16 protein-coding genes, 1 pseudogene and 1 riboswitch are annotated in these 18,954 nt (G+C 43.5%); of the genes and pseudogenes, 5 read left to right on the top strand and 12 right to left on the bottom strand.

Features of this window, described 5'->3' with window-relative positions; all coding sequences use genetic code 11:
- Nucleotides 1-430: 430 nt before the first annotated feature.
- Entirely contained in the window at nucleotides 431-877 is a 447-nt protein-coding gene (locus tag L9Q39_RS00860; RefSeq protein ID WP_237483279.1) for an RNA recognition motif domain-containing protein, read from the top strand.
- Here the strand turns inward: L9Q39_RS00860 and murI are convergent.
- Nucleotides 846-1,655 (bottom strand): glutamate racemase, encoded by an 810-nt coding sequence (murI, locus tag L9Q39_RS00855; protein ID WP_237483278.1) that lies wholly within the window; start codon nucleotides 1,653-1,655, stop codon nucleotides 846-848. The genes L9Q39_RS00860 and murI overlap by 32 nt on opposite strands.
- A gap of 85 nt (nucleotides 1,656-1,740) precedes the next feature.
- Entirely contained in the window at nucleotides 1,741-3,579 is a 1,839-nt protein-coding gene (locus tag L9Q39_RS00850; RefSeq protein WP_237483277.1) for a TonB-dependent receptor domain-containing protein, read from the bottom strand.
- 59 nt (nucleotides 3,580-3,638) lie between these two features.
- Nucleotides 3,639-3,852: riboswitch (cobalamin riboswitch) on the bottom strand.
- A gap of 212 nt (nucleotides 3,853-4,064) precedes the next feature.
- Between L9Q39_RS00850 and trmA the strand changes: the two genes are divergently transcribed.
- A complete protein-coding gene (trmA, locus tag L9Q39_RS00845) occupies nucleotides 4,065-5,174 on the top strand; it encodes a tRNA (uridine(54)-C5)-methyltransferase TrmA (RefSeq protein ID WP_237483276.1) in 1,110 nt (369 codons plus the stop codon).
- Between the two features lie 101 nt (nucleotides 5,175-5,275).
- Here trmA and L9Q39_RS00840 read toward each other — a convergent pair whose 3' ends face one another.
- The 3 genes from L9Q39_RS00840 to fabR form a co-directional block, all read right to left on the bottom strand.
- The gene (locus tag L9Q39_RS00840; protein WP_237483275.1) at nucleotides 5,276-6,289 is read right to left on the bottom strand and encodes a DNA cytosine methyltransferase; all 1,014 of its coding nucleotides are present in this window, start codon (nucleotides 6,287-6,289) and stop codon (nucleotides 5,276-5,278) included.
- A 265-nt stretch (nucleotides 6,290-6,554) separates the two neighbouring features.
- Nucleotides 6,555-6,926 (bottom strand): YijD family membrane protein, encoded by a 372-nt coding sequence (locus L9Q39_RS00835; protein ID WP_237483274.1) that lies wholly within the window; start codon nucleotides 6,924-6,926, stop codon nucleotides 6,555-6,557.
- Nucleotides 6,926-7,567 carry an HTH-type transcriptional repressor FabR gene (gene fabR, locus L9Q39_RS00830; protein ID WP_237483273.1) on the bottom strand — a complete coding sequence of 214 codons (642 nt, stop codon included), beginning with the start codon at nucleotides 7,565-7,567 and terminating at the stop codon, nucleotides 6,926-6,928. The genes L9Q39_RS00835 and fabR overlap by 1 nt, the downstream gene beginning before the upstream one ends.
- Before the next feature lie 317 nt (nucleotides 7,568-7,884).
- On the opposite strand from fabR, the gene sthA reads away from it, so the two are divergent.
- Nucleotides 7,885-9,285, top strand: a complete 1,401-nt coding sequence (gene sthA / locus L9Q39_RS00825) for a Si-specific NAD(P)(+) transhydrogenase (RefSeq protein ID WP_237483272.1) — start codon at nucleotides 7,885-7,887, stop codon at nucleotides 9,283-9,285.
- Between the two features lie 744 nt (nucleotides 9,286-10,029).
- Here the strand turns inward: sthA and L9Q39_RS00820 are convergent.
- Nucleotides 10,030-10,647, bottom strand: a complete 618-nt coding sequence (locus L9Q39_RS00820) for a c-type cytochrome (RefSeq protein WP_237483271.1) — start codon at nucleotides 10,645-10,647, stop codon at nucleotides 10,030-10,032.
- A gap of 214 nt (nucleotides 10,648-10,861) precedes the next feature.
- Between L9Q39_RS00820 and yihA the strand changes: the two genes are divergently transcribed.
- Nucleotides 10,862-11,524, top strand: a complete 663-nt coding sequence (gene yihA / locus L9Q39_RS00815) for a ribosome biogenesis GTP-binding protein YihA/YsxC (protein ID WP_237483270.1) — start codon at nucleotides 10,862-10,864, stop codon at nucleotides 11,522-11,524.
- Between the two features lie 146 nt (nucleotides 11,525-11,670).
- Here yihA and spfP read toward each other — a convergent pair whose 3' ends face one another.
- From spfP to hemB, 3 genes are all read right to left on the bottom strand, one after another.
- Entirely contained in the window at nucleotides 11,671-11,718 is a 48-nt protein-coding gene (spfP, locus tag L9Q39_RS20750) for a small protein SpfP (RefSeq protein WP_438356636.1), read from the bottom strand.
- A 204-nt stretch (nucleotides 11,719-11,922) separates the two neighbouring features.
- Nucleotides 11,923-14,712: a DNA polymerase I gene (polA, locus tag L9Q39_RS00810; protein WP_237483269.1), complete on the bottom strand. Its 2,790-nt coding sequence runs from the start codon at nucleotides 14,710-14,712 to the stop codon at nucleotides 11,923-11,925.
- A 764-nt stretch (nucleotides 14,713-15,476) separates the two neighbouring features.
- Nucleotides 15,477-16,517: a porphobilinogen synthase gene (gene hemB / locus L9Q39_RS00805; protein WP_237483268.1), complete on the bottom strand. Its 1,041-nt coding sequence runs from the start codon at nucleotides 16,515-16,517 to the stop codon at nucleotides 15,477-15,479.
- 105 nt (nucleotides 16,518-16,622) lie between these two features.
- Here hemB and L9Q39_RS00800 point away from each other — a divergent pair, with 105 nt between their 5' ends.
- Nucleotides 16,623-17,387 carry a TatD family hydrolase gene (locus tag L9Q39_RS00800; RefSeq protein ID WP_237483267.1) on the top strand — a complete coding sequence of 255 codons (765 nt, stop codon included), beginning with the start codon at nucleotides 16,623-16,625 and terminating at the stop codon, nucleotides 17,385-17,387.
- A gap of 83 nt (nucleotides 17,388-17,470) precedes the next feature.
- On the opposite strand, the gene tatC is transcribed toward L9Q39_RS00800, so the two are convergent.
- The 3 genes and pseudogenes from tatC to tatA all read right to left on the bottom strand — a co-directional run bounded on the left by tatC (nucleotide 17,471) and on the right by tatA (nucleotide 18,942).
- Entirely contained in the window at nucleotides 17,471-18,220 is a 750-nt protein-coding gene (tatC, locus tag L9Q39_RS00795) for a twin-arginine translocase subunit TatC (protein ID WP_237483266.1), read from the bottom strand.
- A 148-nt stretch (nucleotides 18,221-18,368) separates the two neighbouring features.
- Nucleotides 18,369-18,699: pseudogene (gene tatB / locus L9Q39_RS00790) on the bottom strand (Sec-independent protein translocase protein TatB); the annotation flags it as partial.
- A gap of 3 nt (nucleotides 18,700-18,702) precedes the next feature.
- Nucleotides 18,703-18,942 (bottom strand): Sec-independent protein translocase subunit TatA, encoded by a 240-nt coding sequence (tatA, locus tag L9Q39_RS00785; protein ID WP_237483264.1) that lies wholly within the window; start codon nucleotides 18,940-18,942, stop codon nucleotides 18,703-18,705.
- Nucleotides 18,943-18,954 lie beyond the last annotated feature (12 nt).

Raw genomic sequence — 18,954 nt, 5'->3', positions numbered from 1 at the left:
TTTTTGATTATCATCAACGAGTGCCCACACAGATTGATAGGTTTATATTTTTAAAGAACATTCTAACAACTTAGCACACTGTGCGTCTCGTCGTTAGGGATGCGTATCTTACGCTTCCCGCTTAGAGAGTCAAGCGTTTTTTTCAAAACTTTTTCTTCTCTTACCGAACACTGGTTTGTGACTTTCGTCTCATCTCCGTGTCGGTGAGGCGGCATTATAGAGATCACACAAACGATGACAAGCGTTTTTTAAAAACTTTTTTCCAAACGCTCATTTATCCAGCAAGGGGGCGAAATTGAGGCCTAAATTCAACATTTGAAATACATCACATCAATTAATTGGAAAAGTTGCCGCCATGTACGTAATATTCCTATATCTATTTGTTAACGATAGATCTCATTACTGTTCAATAAAAAAGTAGTACTTTAATATGGATTCTAAAAAATCACTTCTTTTAGTAGTAGCTGTCGCAGTATTAGGTGGCATTATTTTTTCTCAACTTGCTGTTTCACCTGCGTTAGCTTTCGTAATTGGCGTTGTAGTTACTTTCGCTGTTACTAAAACGACAACCCAAACACCAACTTCAACGTCTGATGCAGTTGCTGCCACGACAACCCTCTATGTTGGCAATCTGCCTTATAAGGCGAATGAATCTCACGTCAAAGAGCTATTCTCTGAATACGGAGAGGTTTTTGCTGTCAGGTTAATGAAGGACAAACGAACCGGAAAACGTCGTGGCTTTGGCTTTGTTGTTATATCTAGCTCTGACGTCGACAAAGCAGTTAAAGCATTAAACGAAAAAGACTATATGCAACGTACCTTAAAAGTGCGTGTTGCCAATGACCCTAAACACCCCGAAGCGGAAAATGCTCAATAGGAGAAAACGAAAACGTTTTTAGCGATTGATTTAGTGCTTCTTCTTCAAACGGAGGAGCACTACAAAACGCCCTTAGCTCACCCTTCTCTTGTTGTATCGATCCCTCTCCCAGTAAATACGCCACTCTTTTAGCAATTGCCGAACCAGAATCAACCAACACCACATCGTCCCCTAACACCGTCGATATCTCTTGTTTTAATAGTGGAAAGTGCGTACAGCCCAGAACGGCAACATCAATCTGCCCGATAAGACTATTCAGCACCTGCTGTAATTCTGTCAAATCGATTGGAAACCCTCTAAGCTTTTCTTCCGCCATTTCAACAAGCCGGGTTGAGCCTAACAAAACCACCTCTTTTTCCGGTGCAAAGTCACGGATTAAGTCACGGGTATACTGACGACTCACCGTTGCTGGGGTTGCGATTAACCCTACGGCTTTGGTTGAAATCAAGGAAGCAGGCTTTATTGCTGGCACAACGCCTACGACTGGTATTGATAACTGACTGCGTAAATGTGGTAACACAACCGTACTGGCGGTATTGCAAGCAATAACCACTATATCTATCGGCTGTTCATCCATCATCTGATTTATGAGTCTACAAGTCCTTTCTATAAGGATGCTTTGCGAGAGTTCACCATAGGGATACGCTTCATTATCAAACAGGTAAAAATAGTTATCATGAGGAAGACGTCGGTATATTTCTTTAAATACTGATAGACCACCAACCCCGGAGTCAAATATCAGAATATTATTTCTACCCATTTTATTACGATGTGACATGTTGATTAACTGAGAGTGGCGTCATAATAGCAGATGCTGCCTTACGGTAAACGTAATAAAAAAACCGCCCTGCTGGGCGGCTTCATTAGAACTCATACATAGCGTTGATGTAGTAGTTTCTCTCTGGGCTTTGGTAATCACTTGCTGTTTCATATTCTTCATCAAACAGATTAGCAACCTTGCCACCCAAGCTCAAACCATTAGCAAATTGATAACTAGCGGCTATATCAACCAATGAATACGGATCTAATACTTGTGTATTTGTGGTGTCGTCATAGCGCTTTCCTTGGTACAAGTAGCTTAGGTCAAAACGCCAACTAGCCAATTTATATGACGAGTTCCACTTGGCGCTGTGTCTGGCACGTCTGACCAAATGTTGATTGGTCGACTTATCTTTCGCATCTAAATAGTCATAGGAAACATTGTGATCTATAGCGCCAGTGTAGAAGTTAGCGGCTAACTCAAAGCCTTTAATTTCTGCTTCATCGATGTTCACATTAGTAGAGCCATTACTAGCAATCATCTCATCAACTTGGCTTTGATAAATCGCTAGCCACACTACGTTACCTTGGTGATGGAGCTTAATGGCAACTTCAGACGTCATCGACTCTTCCGGATTTAGATCTGGGTTACCCTGGTAGCAATAACTACCCCAGCATTGCTGTGGCCAGTATAGGTCATTAAAAGTCGGTGCCTTAAACGCAGTACCATGCGTGGCAATCAACTGTAAATTATCTGTTAGGTCATAACCCGCACCTAATTGATAAGTTGTGTAACCACCAAATGCTTCATTATCGTCATAACGAACATTACCTTCTAACGACACTCTATTTTTTTGATAAAGCGCACCAGCAAATAGAGCTGCATTGTCGCGGCTGTCTTTGGTCATTGCCGTAGAAGTGTTACCGACTTTATCGCGATACCAATCCAGACCACCAAGTAGCTTTAATTGCTGACTTAGTGCCAACTCATTATTCCAATTCACTGCATAGCGTTGTGTTTTTATCGTACTGGCAGCAACACCTTGTCCATAGGACTCCGCTTGGTCTTGGTTAGTGGATAAAGAAAATTCTGAAGTGAGGTTTTTTCGCAGATACTGAGCAGCAAGACTGAGGCTATAAAGATCACTGTCTGTTTTATCGGTGCCCACATATGGATTGTCATACTCAACATAATGTGTTTGATAATAACCATTGGCTTTAATCAACCATTGACTGTTCAGCGCCTTGCCTGTGTCTATGACTAGATATTGAGTTCTGTAGCCATCGTCATCTTTATCATCTGGTGTCGAACTACTAGGTTGAATGTTGTAGCCATCACTCTCTTGATGGGTTGCCGTCACATTTAACCAGCCCTGCTTTTCATCACCAAAATAGAGAGAGGCACTGGCATTATAGGAATTAAAGCTACCGTAACCTGCTTTTACTCGATTAAGTGCAGCGTTAGGGTTAGTGGTAATAATATTAACTACACCGCTTACGGCATCAGAACCATAAACAGCAGCTCGTGTACCACGGATCATCTCAATGCGCTCGACGCCATCAAGCGGGATAGCAGACAAATTGGCAGCACCTGTCGTTGCACTACCAATTCTGACTCCATTAATCAGCACTAGAGTATTTTTAGTAGAACGACCGCGCACATAAAGCTCTGTGGTTTGGCCATAACCACCTAGGTTGCTGACTTGCACGCCCGGTAAACGACGCAACACCTCTGACAAAGATTTGGCTTGAATGGCATCAATCTCATCTCGGCTGATGACTTCGACTGGTGCTAATACTTGCTCAATCTGCTGCGGTGTTTTATTTGCCGTAATCACCATAACTTCAGAGGGGGCAAGGGCATCATTAGCTTGGGCAGTAAAAAATGGAGTATAAGAAAGAAGCGAGCCAGCTACTGCTGTCGCTAGAATAGATCTGTTCATTTATTGATTTGTCCTAAAATCGCGTAAATCAAACCAAATATAAAGCGCCATATTCAGATGGCTATATTTGGCTGCTGGCAGGTATTCGGACTCAAGAGCATCTTACTTTGACCTAGTAACTCGACTTCCCGTTAAGATCCTCTTAACAGTGTCATTATGAGCGTTCGTTCTCTCTCACCGCTGCGCGTCAGTTCTGGATTTACACCAGATTCCCTTTTCAGTATCCGAAGTGCAATACAACACTTCTTCAACACCAGCTGCTGCAAATGGTATTCGGACACATACTCTTTGTCTATAACCCGGGCATAATTTACTGGAATCTGTGTTTAATCCTCGCCTTTGCACCACAAGTCTCTGCATAAACACGGTTTCCAGCTAAAATCAGCTAATGAGGTCGGACAATTTTGATAAACACTGGACAATACCTCTGTATTGAATAAAATCTGCGCTCCTTATTCCAATGTTCACCGACGATAGGCACAACTATGGCAAATCTTGACTTCACACCAGAAGGCTACCAACTTCAACTGGAAGAAAAATCTCAACGCTTAACAGCAATGATGGCGCCATACGCTGCTCCTGAACTTGAAGTATTTACGTCTCCAGAGAAACACTATCGTATGCGTGCTGAATTTCGTGTTTGGCATGAAGGTGAAGAGATGTATTACATCATGTTCAATAAGGAAACACGTGAAAAGTATCGCGTCGATCAATTTCCCGCAGCGAGTCGGCTGATCAATGACCTAATGCCAATGCTGATTGAAGCAATGAAAGGTAACGAGGTACTGAGAAAGAAACTGTTTCAGGTCGATTTCCTGTCCACACTCAGTGGGGAGATTTTGGTATCTCTGCTCTATCACCGCCAGTTGGACGATGAATGGACACGTGAAGCTAAGATTCTTAAACAGCGCCTCAATGATGAAGGCTTTAAGCTCAACCTGATCGGTCGCGCTAGAAAAATGAAGATCGTACTAGACCAAGACTATGTGCTAGAAACTCTTCACGTTAACGACAAGCCATACCTCTACCAGCAAGTTGAAAATAGCTTTACTCAACCTAATGGTCCCGTTGCTCAAAAAATGCTTGAGTGGGCAGTTGATTGTACTCGCGGTAGCCAAGGTGACTTGCTGGAACTCTATTGCGGTAACGGTAACTTTTCTTTAGCTCTGGCACAAAACTTCAAACGCGTGCTCGCTACTGAGCTTGCTAAACCGTCGGTGGATTCTGCTCAATATAATATCGCAGCCAACAAGATTGATAATGTACAAATTGTCAGAATGTCTGCGGAAGAGTTTACCGAAGCAATGGAAGGCAAACGCGAGTTCCGCCGTCTAAAACAACAAAATGTTGATTTAACAAGCTACAACTGCAATACCATTTTTGTCGATCCACCGCGCGCTGGTATGGATGAAGATACGTGTAAGATGGTTCAAGGTTATGAGCGTATTCTCTATATCTCTTGCAACCCAGAAACACTACAAGAAAATTTAGAAACACTAGGCAAAACACATAAAATCACCCGTTTTGCGTTGTTTGATCAGTTCCCGTTTACTCATCATATTGAAGCGGGTGTCATGTTGGAACGTATTAAATAAATACTCCCGATTAGATTGCAGTCATCTCTGTATAGCATAGGTACCGTTCAATAAGCTCTGTACCTACGCTCTTTAACTCAATGTATGACTGCTTTTTTCCTCTAAGCGGCTTGTTTAACCTTAGCCTTATGTAAGTGCTCTAAAATACTGACCGCCAGCGCCTTGGCAAATGGAACGGCCACCGCATTGCCAATCATCTTATAGCCTGCGGCTACATTGCTGTAGACAAATTCAAAGTTATCTGGAAAGCCCTGAATACGGGCGCACTCTCTCACTGTGAGGCGGCGATACTTATTCTCATGCCCTTCAACAAACTTGAATTTGTCTGTTTCGACTTTTTCCATTCGTGGTGCGCTAGGATGGATAGGCGCATGTCTGCCACCCGCTTGAATAGTGAATGATGGTTCATCCCATGTGCGTACACGGTTACGCGACATAAACATTGAAGAGAAGCCACCGATCATATATTCATGATTGAGTACTTTGACATCTGGATTTGGCTTTTGCTTTTCAAGCGCAGGGACCGCGTTGCCGTCTAGATCCAATAAAATGTCTTTAAGCGCTTTTCTTTCTTCTTTTTCGATAGGCTCGGGGAATGTGTATTTGATATTCAAATCACTTCGAAAGCCAATAAATATGACGCGTTTTCTATCTTGTGCCGCACCATAATCAACGGCGTTCATCATCTGTGAATAAAGATCATAACCTGCATCTTTAAACATTTTCTTTATGTTGTTTAAAGCATCGGCATGACGAGCATGCTGCATGCCACTCACATTTTCAGCTAAGAAAAACTTAGGCTTTTTTGCCTCAAGAATACGAATGAAATCAAAAAATAGCTGACCACGTTTATCCTCGATACCGCGTTGCGCACCGGCTTCACTCCAGCTTTGACATGGCGGACCACCAATGATGCCATCACACTCCGGCACTTCATCTGCATCAATGTTTGTAATGCTTCGGGTCACTAGCGTCGTTTTAGGATGATTCTTTTCATAAGTAGCCCAGATGTCTTTGTCGTACTCATTGGCCCAAGCAACGTGAAAACCGGCTTGTTCAAAACCTAAGTCGAGACCGCCTGCACCGGCGAAGAATGAAACGATTTGTTTAGTCATGCTTTAGTGTGTATCGTTGAAAATGTCGGCATATTGTACCAATTAACCGCACATAAGGCCAGCGTCTTTTATCCCTTGTTATTCAATGAATTAGGGCAATATTCAAATCTATCAATTTGTTCTGAACCGCGCCAGAGTGATTTCATCAACGATGAAAACACTCTTTGTCATATTCAAAGGTTATTGATGCGAACGTATGGTTAGTTAGAAAAAGTGTAGGTATAAAAAAACGAGCCAAAAGGCTCGTTTTTTAAGTTTGTTCTCTCTATTCTTGCTTAAGAATATAGCCAAGCTTCTTACCAATCCAAAACAGCAGCAACAATACTACGATGATTGAGAAGAAGTTTGAGCCAGCATCCGGATATTGCGCTTTGGTAAACGCCGAATGTCCAAACGCACCAACAAAAAAGGCGGCTAAACCCACCAACGGCACATCTTCAGTTACTGGATTATTAAGGTATTCTTGGTAAAGCGCCTGTACAGAAAGTACCAAGGCGATTAATGGAAAAATAGAGAATGCCACTTCACTGATAGTGAACCAAGATAGCATGGCATTACCACACATGCCTGCGATCACCGCCAACACTAATGTTTTCTGACCATTTCGGCGTTCATCTGAGCTAGTTTCTATCGACATCAATTTGTCCCTTCTTTTAAGCGATTGCGTTCACGTTCTTTTCGATACCAGTGGGCACCTTTTGCGACTATTCGTAATTGGATAATCAGGCGTTCTGCCAACTCGAATCGTTCTTTTTTATTTAAATCTAATGCTTCTGCTCCAGAGCTAAAAACCAATATAACTGAAGCTTCCGCTTGAGCAAGAGCCTCATCGCGACTCATGCCTGTACTCATCAAGTACTCCGTTAGTTCGGCTGAAAAGTGCTGGATCTCTCGAGCAACCGCGGCACGAAACTCAAACGACGTGCCAGATCGTTCTCTTAATAATAGGCGGAATACGTTGGGACTGCTCTCGATAAACTCCATAAAAGTCTCTACCGATGTACGGATCACACTCCCCTCTTTCACGATTCTCTGACGCGCTTGTCGCATCAATTGTCGGAGCAACAACCCGCCCTCATCAACCATAGTCAAACCCAACTCATCCATATCTTTAAAATGTCGATAAAAGGATGTGGGTGCAATGCCTGCCTCTCTGGCGACTTCACGTAAACTTAAGTTCGAGAAGCTGCGATCGGCGCTTAATTGACTAAAGGCAGCATCGATCAATGAACGACGCGTTTTTTCTTTTTGTTGTGCACGGATACCCATTGATTTCATTTTTAACCTAGGTGTTCTTGTTGCATGCCAGTGTTACGACATAAAGAGGAATGGCTAATATAGCGCGAAATCGAAGCTTTGTGTAAGTCCAGCGATTAGGATTTTGAACCTGTAAGCCAATATCACCCTGACTAAGCGAGTCGCGCTACGCCAGCACTCTTCTCAAAATAAACATTGCCTTACTGCTAATCGACAACCAAACACCGTGATCATTCACACTCTATGATGTTTGATTTATTTACCAAATTTAATAATTCGTTAGAATATTGATAACAGTGCATTAACCAAGACTGCATGAACGATAAGGATAACGAACTATGAGTCACAGCAAACATTTTGATGCCATTGTAATTGGCAGCGGTCCCGGTGGCGAGGGTGCAGCAATGGGATTGACCAAGGCAGGCCTCAATGTTGCTATTGTAGAAAAAGAGTCTAGCGTTGGTGGTGGTTGTACTCACTGGGGAACGATCCCATCGAAAGCACTAAGGCACGCTGTTAGCCGGATCATTGAATTTAATAGTAACCCGCTGTTTTGTAAAAATAACACCAGCCTACATTCCACTTTCTCAAATATTCTTAGCCATGCCAAAAGTGTTATCGACAAACAAACACGCCTAAGACAAGGCTTCTACGATAGAAACCAATGTACTCTGTTATTTGGTACAGCACGGTTTGTCGATGCACACACAATAGAAATCATTAAGGAAGATGGGACGTTAGAGCAGTACCGTGCCGATAAGTTTGTGATCGCGACAGGCTCTCGTCCTTATCGTCCTAGCGATGTTGATTTTACTCACTCGCGTATCTACGACAGTGACTCCATTTTGTCTCTTGAGCATGACCCAAGACACATCATTATCTATGGCGCTGGCGTGATTGGTTGCGAGTACGCCTCTATTTTTCGTGGGCTCGGCGTCAAAACGGATTTAGTGAATACGCGTGATCGTCTACTCGCGTTCCTCGACAATGAAATATCCGATTCTCTTTCTTATCACTTCTGGAACAATGGCGTACTTATTCGCAATGATGAGACCTATGAAAAAATTGAAGGGACGGATGATGGTGTTATTGTCCATCTCAACTCGGGCAAAAAGATGCGTGCCGATTGCATTCTTTTTGCCAATGGACGCACGGGTAATACCGATAAACTTAACCTTGAAGCGGTTGGGTTAAGCGCTGACTCTAGAGGGCAACTCAAGGTAGACCGCAACTACCAGACGCAAACAGATAACGTTTATGCGGTTGGCGATGTGATAGGTTATCCAAGTCTGGCGAGCGCGGCTTATGATCAAGGGCGTTTCGTAGCGCAAGCCATCACGCAGGGAGAAGCTGAGGGCAATCTCATCGAAGATATTCCAACAGGCATCTACACTATCCCTGAAATCAGTTCCGTCGGTAAAACTGAGCAGGAGTTGACTGAAGCGAAAATCCCTTATGAAGTCGGTCGTTCTTCATTTAAACATCTTGCTAGAGCGCAAATTGCAGGCAAAGATGTCGGCAGTCTCAAAATCTTGTTCCATCGAGAAACCAAGGAGATATTAGGCATCCACTGCTTTGGTGAGCGTGCTGCCGAAATCATTCACATTGGGCAAGCCATCATGGAGCAGAAAGGCGAAGCAAATACCATTGAGTATTTTGTTAATACTACATTTAACTACCCGACAATGGCAGAAGCGTATCGTGTTGCCGCACTGAATGGACTTAACCGTTTATTTTAATGAATTTGTTTTGGTGAACTTGTTCTAGTGAAACAGATAAAATGAAACAGATATAAAAAAAGCGACAGCTTACGCTGTCGCTCTTCATCACTATAACGTGATACTGCTTGGCTCTAACTCAAGAGCCCGCACAATCATCCATTTGTTATTTGTGCTTCCACTGCTAATTCTTTTTAATTCATCATCCTGATGCGTTATTTCATCCCTAGCAAGTCGATGTAAAGGCGAAAACTTGCAGCCTACTCCATTTACTTTCTCATCCTGAGAAACAAGTGACCATCCGTATCGGTCAATACACTTCCTGAGTATTGACGAGTCCTGTTAAGGCCATCCTAGTTCCTTATTAGCCGTCATGAAGATCTCCATGACTAACTTTCCTTTCTCAACATCCTGTCGACAAGAAGTAATTTACCTACCTCAGAATCATAAACAAGCGCGTATACGAATAAAATTTTATGAATTTAAGACGAAAGTAGGCGATTAATATGCAGATCAGAGGGTTGACGATATACTTGGCTATTTTATAAACGGCAGCTATAGCTAAAGTCTCACAAAGTAGTAAGACATATAGCGATAGACTGGATACCGATGTGGAAATAACAATGTGGCAAAGATCACAAAACAATATCGAACGGTACGATACTGCACTATGACCTTGAATCGTTACACTTTGACCTTAAATGACGACACGACAACCTGAGATATTAAGGCTCTTGATATCAGGTGCGGTATATAACGGTGCAGTTAGTGGAGACCACCCATATATTTGGACAAAATATCGATATCTTCATCTGTTAGCTTTTTGGCAATATCACGCATCATGGCATTCATATCGTTGTTGCGGTCGCCAGCGCGAAACTTTTCTAGCTGGAGTTTGATGTAGTCTGCATGTTGCCCCGAAACTTTGGGGAAACCAGAAAGCTCAGTACCATTACCTCTAGGACCATGACAAGCGATACAAGCGGTAATGCCTCGCTCACTATCACCCGCGGAATACAATACCTTACCTTGCTCTACCACGTTTTCAGGTGTGGCGTTATCTGAGATGGGCATTGAGGCATAATAAGCGGCAAGATCCGCCATATCTTCTTCAGATAGCGGTAACGCCATTCCACTCATCACGGGATCGTAGCGACCTTGTTTGCCATTGCTGGTCATGCCGAGTTTGAACTCTTTGAGTTGCTTCTCGATATATTTTGCATGCTGACCCGCAATCTTAGGGTAAATTGTTAATTGACTGTTGCCGTCAGCGGCATGACACGCAACACAGGTTTGGGATTTTGCTTTTCCAGCTTCAATATCGCCTTGAGCCCATACTGAGCAGCTGGCAACCAGACTCAAAATTAGCGCTAATTTTTTCATGACATTCCATTATAATTATCAAGCTTCCAGTACCACTTTTCGCCATTCGATTGCACCCTGTACCAAGCTCCACTTTGGATGGCAAGTTGAGGTAACACGAGCAATTCATACCGTTCATGGTACAATACGTGGCCAAAATGCCGAGCACGGTTATTTTACACAATTTCACAAAAAAGTAATCAATCGACTACACAAAGTCGGGATGGAGTTAACATTGAGCGTAAAAATTCATTACCAAAACACGCACTTCATAACTAGTGCACCTGATATTCGACATTTACCCGAAGATGAAGGTATTGAAATTGCCTTTGCTGGTCGCTCGAATGCCGGTAAGTCAAGCTCATTGAACCGACTGACTAACCAAAAAAGCTTGGCAAAAACCAGTAAAACGCCGGGACGAACGCAGTTAATCAACCTATTTAAAGTGGATGAAGGCTGTCATATTGTCGACTTACCTGGATATGGCTTCGCTCAAGTCCCACTGGAAATGAAGAAAAAGTGGCAGAAGTCTCTAGGTGAATACCTGCAAAAGCGTAAATGCTTAAAAGGCTTGGTGGTATTGATGGATATCCGTCATCCCATGAAAGATCTTGATCAACAACTGATCGACTGGGCGGTAGAGTGCGGTATTCCTGTGCAAGTTCTGTTAACAAAAGCCGACAAACTTAAATCAGGCGCAAGAAAGGCAGCAGTGCTTAAGATCCGCGAGGCAGCAATGGCATTTGGTGGCGATGTTCAAGTGGACGCCTTCTCTTCACTGAAAGGGATCGGTGTTGATCAATTGCGTAACAAACTAGACACTTGGTTTGCGCCTGCTTTTGCTATGCAGCAAGACAGCGAAGATGACACAACTGATGATTTAGACAACGAAGAGTAAATCACTCTGCAATCATCCACTGATAATAGAAAGTCGTTTGAGTGAAGAGCTTAAGCGGCTTTTTTTGTGTGGGGGCGAGCGAATAATGTCTTTATATTTCGCACAAGAAAAAACGCCCCAGTCAATATTTGACTGGGGCGGCTGAATTAGCCTAATCCAATAACGTGAAACAAAAGGTCTGAAAGATAGAACATCTTACCTCTGTACCCTACGCGTTCTAATCTACCGCAAACGTTTATTAAATGAAACTATTTTTGTAGTTTATTTTCAAAAAAATCTAGCAAATTGACATTTTCGGCGAGCAAACAATTGGTTAGTATTTCTTCGTTTTCAAAATAAAAAAAGCGCACAAACGTGCGCTAGTTCATACAAAAATCCAGCAATTCGCTTAAAAGTGTCTAGTGAGCTTCATCCCAGTTGTCACCATGACCGGAATCAGCCACTAAAGGCACGGCTAATTCTGCAGCAGATTCCATCAGATCTTGTACTTTACTTTCAATTTCGAGTAAAGATGACGATTCCACTTCAAATACCAGTTCATCGTGTACTTGCATTAGCAGCTTAACTCGACCATCGCCCTCTGCTTGAATCCACTCATCAACTAACAACATCGCTTTCTTGATAATATCAGCGGCCGTTCCTTGCATTGGTGCGTTAATCGCAGCACGTTCAGCCGCTTTTCTGCGCATACCGTTTCTCGACTTAATCTCAGGCAGGTGCAAACGACGACCGAAAATGGTCTCAACGTAGCCTTTTTCAGACGCTAGAGAGCGGGTATCTTCCATATACTGCATAACACCAGGGTAACGCTCAAAGTAGGTGTCCATATATAATTGAGCCTCACCTCTTGAAATACCTAACTGCTTAGATAAACCAAAGGCACTCATACCGTAGATCAAGCCAAAGTTAATCGCCTTGGCACGACGACGCTGCTCACTTGAAACTTCATCAATCGAAACGCCTAGGATCTCTGCCGCCGTGGCTGCGTGGATATCTTTGCCTTCTCTAAATGCCGCCAGCAACGCTTCGTCACCAGACAAGTGCGCCATAATTCTTAATTCAATTTGTGAGTAGTCGACCGCTAAAATTTTCCAACCATGCGGTGCAACAAAAGCTTGTCTGATGCGTCGACCTTCTTCATTTCGAATTGGAATGTTTTGTAGGTTTGGATCGGTCGAAGAGAGACGACCTGTTGCCGTTACCGCTTGATGATATGACGTGTGAACGCGTCCCGTCTCTGGGTTGATCATCTTTGGTAGCTTATCCGTGTAGGTGGATTTCAGCTTAGCCAAACCACGATATTCAAGAATCAACTTAGGTAGCGGATAATCTAATGCTAACTCTTGTAGCACTTCTTCATTGGTTGATGGTGCGCCTGAGGGGGTTTTCTTAATAACAGGCAAGCCCATTTTCTCAAAGAATATCTGTTGCAATTGTTTCGGAGAACTCAGATTAAACTCTTCGCCTGCGATCTCGTAGGCTTTCTTCTCTAACTCATCCAGTCTCGCTGCAATTTCTTGAGATTGAGCGCCCAACAGCATATCGTCAACTAAAACACCGGTGCGCTCAATGCGAGACAATACCGGCACCAGTGGCACTTCAATTTGCTGGTAGATAGCGTTTAAAGCGTCGTTCTGCTCTAACTGAGCATTGATTCTTTGATGCAATCTTAAGGTGACATCAGCATCTTCTGCGGCATAAGGTGATGCTTGGTCCATCTCAATCTGATTGAAGGTTAATTGCGACTTGCCTTTACCTGCAACCTGTTCAAATGAGATACAAGAGTGTTGCAAGAAGCGCAACGCCAAGCTGTCCATATCATGTTTACCACCGACACTGTTGTAGACATAAGACGCCAGCATGGTGTCAAACTTGATGCCTTTGAGTTCAATGTCATAACGAGCAAGCACACTCATATCATATTTTAAGTTCTGACCCACTTTAGCCTGCGATTCATCTTCTAAAATAGGCTTCAACTGTTCGAGAACCCAAGCTCGGTCAAGCTGCGCTGGTGCGCCCATATAGTCATGAGCAACAGGCAAGTATGCAGCCACACCTTCGTCGGTAGCAAGAGAAAGTCCGACCAAATTAGCGACCATGTAATCAAGGCTGTCGGTCTCGGTATCAATGGCGAATACTGTTGCTGATTTCAGCTTCTCTAACCAAAGATTGAATTCTTCTTCGGTTAAGATGGTTTGATACTGGCTGCGATCAATGGTGACCGCAGAGTTGTCCAATTCAGGAGCATCGCTTGACGCTTGCTGGCGACTCTGGGCTTGTCCATCGGCGACCACCTCACCGCTTCCACCTTCTAAAAGCTCATTAAGCCAAGTTTTGAAGGTCATCTGACCGTAGAGTTGCTGAAGTGCATCTACATCTGGTGTTTGCTTATTGAGATCTTGCGGCGTATGTTCCAATTCAACATCAAGCTTAATGGTGGCTAGTTGATAAGAGAGCATTGCATTCTCTTTGTGTTCAACCAGTTTCTTTGCCATTGTCTTAGAACCACGGAAGCTAAGCGCAGCAATGTCATCAAGACGTTGATAAATCGTCTCAAGGCTGCCAATACCTTGTAGTAAAGCAGTCGCGGTTTTATCACCAACACCCGGCACACCAGGAATGTTATCAACCTTATCTCCCATCAACGCGAGATAGTCGATAATCAGCTCTGGTGGAATACCAAATTTTTCGACAACGCCGTCCGAATCCATCACAACATTGGTCATGGTGTTGATCAGTGTGACATTCTCGTCCACTAACTGCGCCATATCTTTATCACCAGTACTGATCAGAACCGGCATACCCGCTTTTGACGCTTGATGAGCTAACGTGCCAATCACATCATCCGCTTCAACACCAGGGATGCAGATTAAAGGCAATCCCATCGCCCTGATTATATTGTGTAACGGTTCAATTTGACTGCGTAACTCGTCTGGCATTGAGGGACGGTTTGCCTTGTACTCTGGATACATATCATCACGAAATGTCTTACCTTTTGCATCAAATACAACCGCAATACGCTCCGAAGAAAACTGACGCATCATGCTTCTTAACATGTTGACCACACCGTAAATCGCATTGGTCTGAATTTCACCATTGCTCATGCTTTCTGGGTAGGCATGGAAAGCTCGATAGAGATAAGAAGATCCATCAATAAGAATCAGTGGGTTGTCTGGTATTTGCGCCATGTTCTCGTCATCCAAGAGTAGAGTAGTAATTGCGTATAAGGATGCCACGGTTAGCAAAGTTATGCCACGCTCTTTCACTGGCTATATAAACAGCGGTCTGTTTGATTAACCATTGGCAAGTGCATTATTGTGGATAAGTCTGTTTATATAGTTATTTTATTCTTTTTCCATTTCATAAAGTCAGACCAGAAAACACAATTAAACTATTGTTATTAAAGTATTTTTATGCCGATCTGTAGAGAAAGATCTGATCTTGCGACGATCCTTGCATGTGGAAAAAGTTTTAACTTGCCGTGATCACAGATCGATCCAACAAGTTACAAGCGTAGCATTTGTGACTCATAAACCGAGTCGAAAGTGTACAGACAGAAAAAAAGCGGCATCTGTAAAGAAGCCGCTTAGCATAAATAGTAGGTGTCTACCCGTAGTGCTGTAGAGGTAGCCACAAACTCCAAGCTATAAATTCACTGGAAGCAATGTGAGCAATGTCGTGTCAAAAAGCTAAGCTAGATAGTTCTTCGAAATTAAAAACAACGGTTTCTAACATTCAAGGCTAAATAAAACCGACTTCGCTCAAGACAAGTTAATAGTAATCATTCGCATTTGAATGCGCAAGTGCTAATTGATAATTTTTCTCATTAAATGCTAATTAACGCGATCTGCATCTAACAAACTCATAAAAAAGAGTCGGCACTATGCCGACTCTGACTCATTCATCGCTTATCTATAGCTATTTCTATCTACAATCTATTTCTATCTACAATCTATTTCGCTTCGCCGTTATTTTTTGCTAACGATTCTTCTGCTAACCACTCGGCAACTTGCTTAGCAAAATAAGTCAGTACCCCATCGGCACCTGCACGCTTAAAGCAGAGCAGAGACTCAAGCACGGTTTCTTTTTCTTTTAACCAACCGTTCTGAATCGCGGCTTTATGCATCGCATACTCTCCAGATACCTGATAGGCAAACGTTGGGACTTGCAGTTCGGTCTTAACTCGACGAACCACATCTAAATAAGGCATTCCCGGTTTTACCATTACCATATCGGCTCCCTCGTTGATGTCCATTGCAACTTCATGCAAGGCTTCATCACTATTGGCAGGATCCATTTGGTAGTTCTTCTTATTACCACCTTTGAGATTCGCCGATGAACCGACCGCATCACGGAAAGGACCATAGTAGTTGGAGGCATATTTTGCCGAATAAGCCATGATTTGAGTGTAAATATAACCCGCCTCTTCAAGCGCTTCACGAATGCGTCCAATTCGACCATCCATCATATCCGATGGAGCGACTACATCAGCGCCCGCTTCTGCATGCGACAAAGCTTGCTTGATAAGGACTTCTGTTGTTTCATCATTGAGTACATAGCCTTCGTCATCAATAATGCCGTCTTGACCATGAGTGGTAAACGGATCAAGAGCCACATCAGTAATCACGCCCATCTCAGGCACATGCTCTTTGATCTCTCGCACTGCTCGCTGAACCAGACCTTCCGGATTAAACGCTTCAGCAGCACAGAGGCTTTTTGCATCCTGATTCACTACCGGAAACAGTGCAATGGCAGGTACACCCAATTTCGCTAGATATTTCGCTTCTTCTATCATTAAGTCGATAGAAAGGCGCTCAATTCCAGGCATAGAGTCTACCGTTTCACGACGATTTTTCCCCATTAAGATAAACATTGGGTAAATCAGATCATTCACGGTCAGGGTATTTTCTGCCATTAGGCGGCGACTAAAATCATGCTTACGCATACGACGCATACGTCTTGCTGGAAATTGGCTTTGGATCGCTACTGACACCTTTATTCTCCTTGAATTAACTCATGCCAAATAGAGCATATCACCCTAGCATCTTGAGGTCACTCAAGTATACTCATGCAAACTGACAAACTCTGTACAACCATTATGATAGATACACACGCCCATATATACGCGGCTGAATTTGATAGCGATCGAGAGCAAGTTATTGCCCGAGCCCGCTCTGCAGGAATGGAATATATTTTGCTGCCCAACATCGACCTCGACTCGATTGAACCGATGCTCACAACACAAGCAAGTTATCCCGATCTTTGTCGTTCAATGATGGGGCTTCATCCTTGCTACGTCGATGGCAATGTCGAACAGACTCTGGCACAGATTCATGCTTGGTTCGATAAGCATCCGTTTATTGCTGTTGGCGAAATTGGTATCGACTTATACTGGGATAAAACCTATAAAGCAGAGCAAGAACACGCCTTTATTACCCAGTTAGATTGGGCAAAACAGAAAGACTTACCCGTCGTGATCCACACCCGAGACTCGATTGAAGAAACACTCACACTGCTTGAATCACAACAAGATGGCAGCCTGCGCGGGGTATTTCACTGTTTTGGAGGTTCAATCGAAGAGGCAAAAGCGATTAACAAACTCGGCTTTCACCTTGGATTAGGCGGCGTTTCAACCTTTAAGAATTCAGGAATGGATAAGGTGATTCCAGAGCTAGATCTGGATTATGTGATACTGGAAACAGACTGCCCTTACCTTGCCCCGGTTCCACATCGTGGTAAGCGTAATGAGCCTGCCTATACTCAACTGGTGTTAGAAAGAGTGGCACAGTGTAAAGAGTGGGATGTGCAAGCGGTGCTAGAAAAAACCACCCACAATGCGAAACGCCTTTTTAACCTCAGCTAAGCCTTGTCAGCCTCAGCTCAAATGATGAATCAGCTATGCCTCTTGATATCACCGATATAAAGAAACATAGCTGCAACTTTCCGTTATTCCTCAGAATACTCGGTATCTTCCTCTTTGCGAGTATAGAAGCGCGCAAAGAACAGACCGACCTCAAACAGTAAACACATTGGAATGGCTAGTAAGGTTTGTGAGATCATATCCGGTGGTGTCAGCATCATACCGACCACAAATGCGGCCACAACGATATAAGGGCGTTTCTGCTTCAGGCTTTCGACATTGGTTGCCCCTGTCCAGCACAATAGGATAATGGCGACAGGCACTTCAAAGGCAATCCCAAACGCCAAGAATAGTGCTAAGACAAAATCCAAATAGCTAGAGATATCCGTGGCAAATTCTACGCCTCCCAAAGAGATAGCCGTAAAAAAGCCAAACACCAGCGGGAAAACCACAAAGTAGGCAAAAGCAACGCCACAGTAGAACAGAATCGAGCTTGAGAACATTAAAGGCATCACAAGTCGTTGCTCATGCTTGTAGAGTCCCGGTGCGACAAATGCCCAAATCTGATAAAGAATAAAAGGCACTGCAATAAATACCGACACGACCAGCGTGAGCTTTAACGGGGTAAAAAATGGTGACGCGACATCGGTCGCAATCATCGTCGCCCCTTCCGGCAGACGCTCGACGAGCGGGCTAGAAACAATGTCGTATATATCGCCAGAAAAGTAGATCAAAGCGACAAATACCACTAGCACAGCACAAATGGCTCGTAATAAGCGATTACGTAGCTCTAGCAGGTGGCTAATTAAGGGCTGTGTCTGTTCTACAGAAGACATGTAAACCTCAAAAATAAAACAGCGAGCCCTTATCGGTCTCGCTTAACAAAGTCTAAAGCGCTTTATTCACTCTTCGTTGCGCCTTTTGGGTCATCTTGACTGGTTTGCATCACAGGTTGCGATGAAGCAGATTCATTCTGACTTAACGGCTCACTACTTGAGTCTGATGTCGCTTTGTTATTCGCACTGGCATAAGGGCGAGTCACCTCTTTTGCGGCCTGTTTGAGTTCATCCACCGACCGCTGTAAGTCTGGAGAAAGGTCGTCCATCCCCATTTTCTCAGCCTTTTTAAGGTTCTCTTGTAGCTCTTGAACTTTCAGCTCATGGGACAATTCGTCTTTGACATTATTTGCCATCGTTTTTGCGGTGCGAATAAAACTCGACACACTACGAATTGCCGTCGGCAAGCGCTCGGGACCAAGCACAACAAGAGCAACCACCGAGATGAGTACCAGTTCCCAAAAACCGATATCAAACACGTGTTATGCCTGCTCTTTGTCTTTTTTTACTTCTTCAGTTGACTGAGTTTTTTGCTGCTCGATGTTTTTCGGTTCGAAGTCAGCATCTTTGCTTTTTGGCGCTTCGTCTTCATTCATCGCCTTCTTAAAGCCTTTTACAGCTCCACCAAGGTCACCACCAATGCCACGCAATTTTTTAGTTCCAAACAACAAAATAACGATCACGGCAATGATAAGAAGTTGCCAAATACTAATACCACCCATCTGTTCTACTCC

Source organism: Vibrio hippocampi, assembly GCF_921292975.1.
GTDB classification, from domain to species: Bacteria; Pseudomonadota; Gammaproteobacteria; order Enterobacterales; family Vibrionaceae; genus Vibrio; species Vibrio hippocampi.
This window is presented reverse-complemented; position numbering and strand designations above follow the sequence as displayed.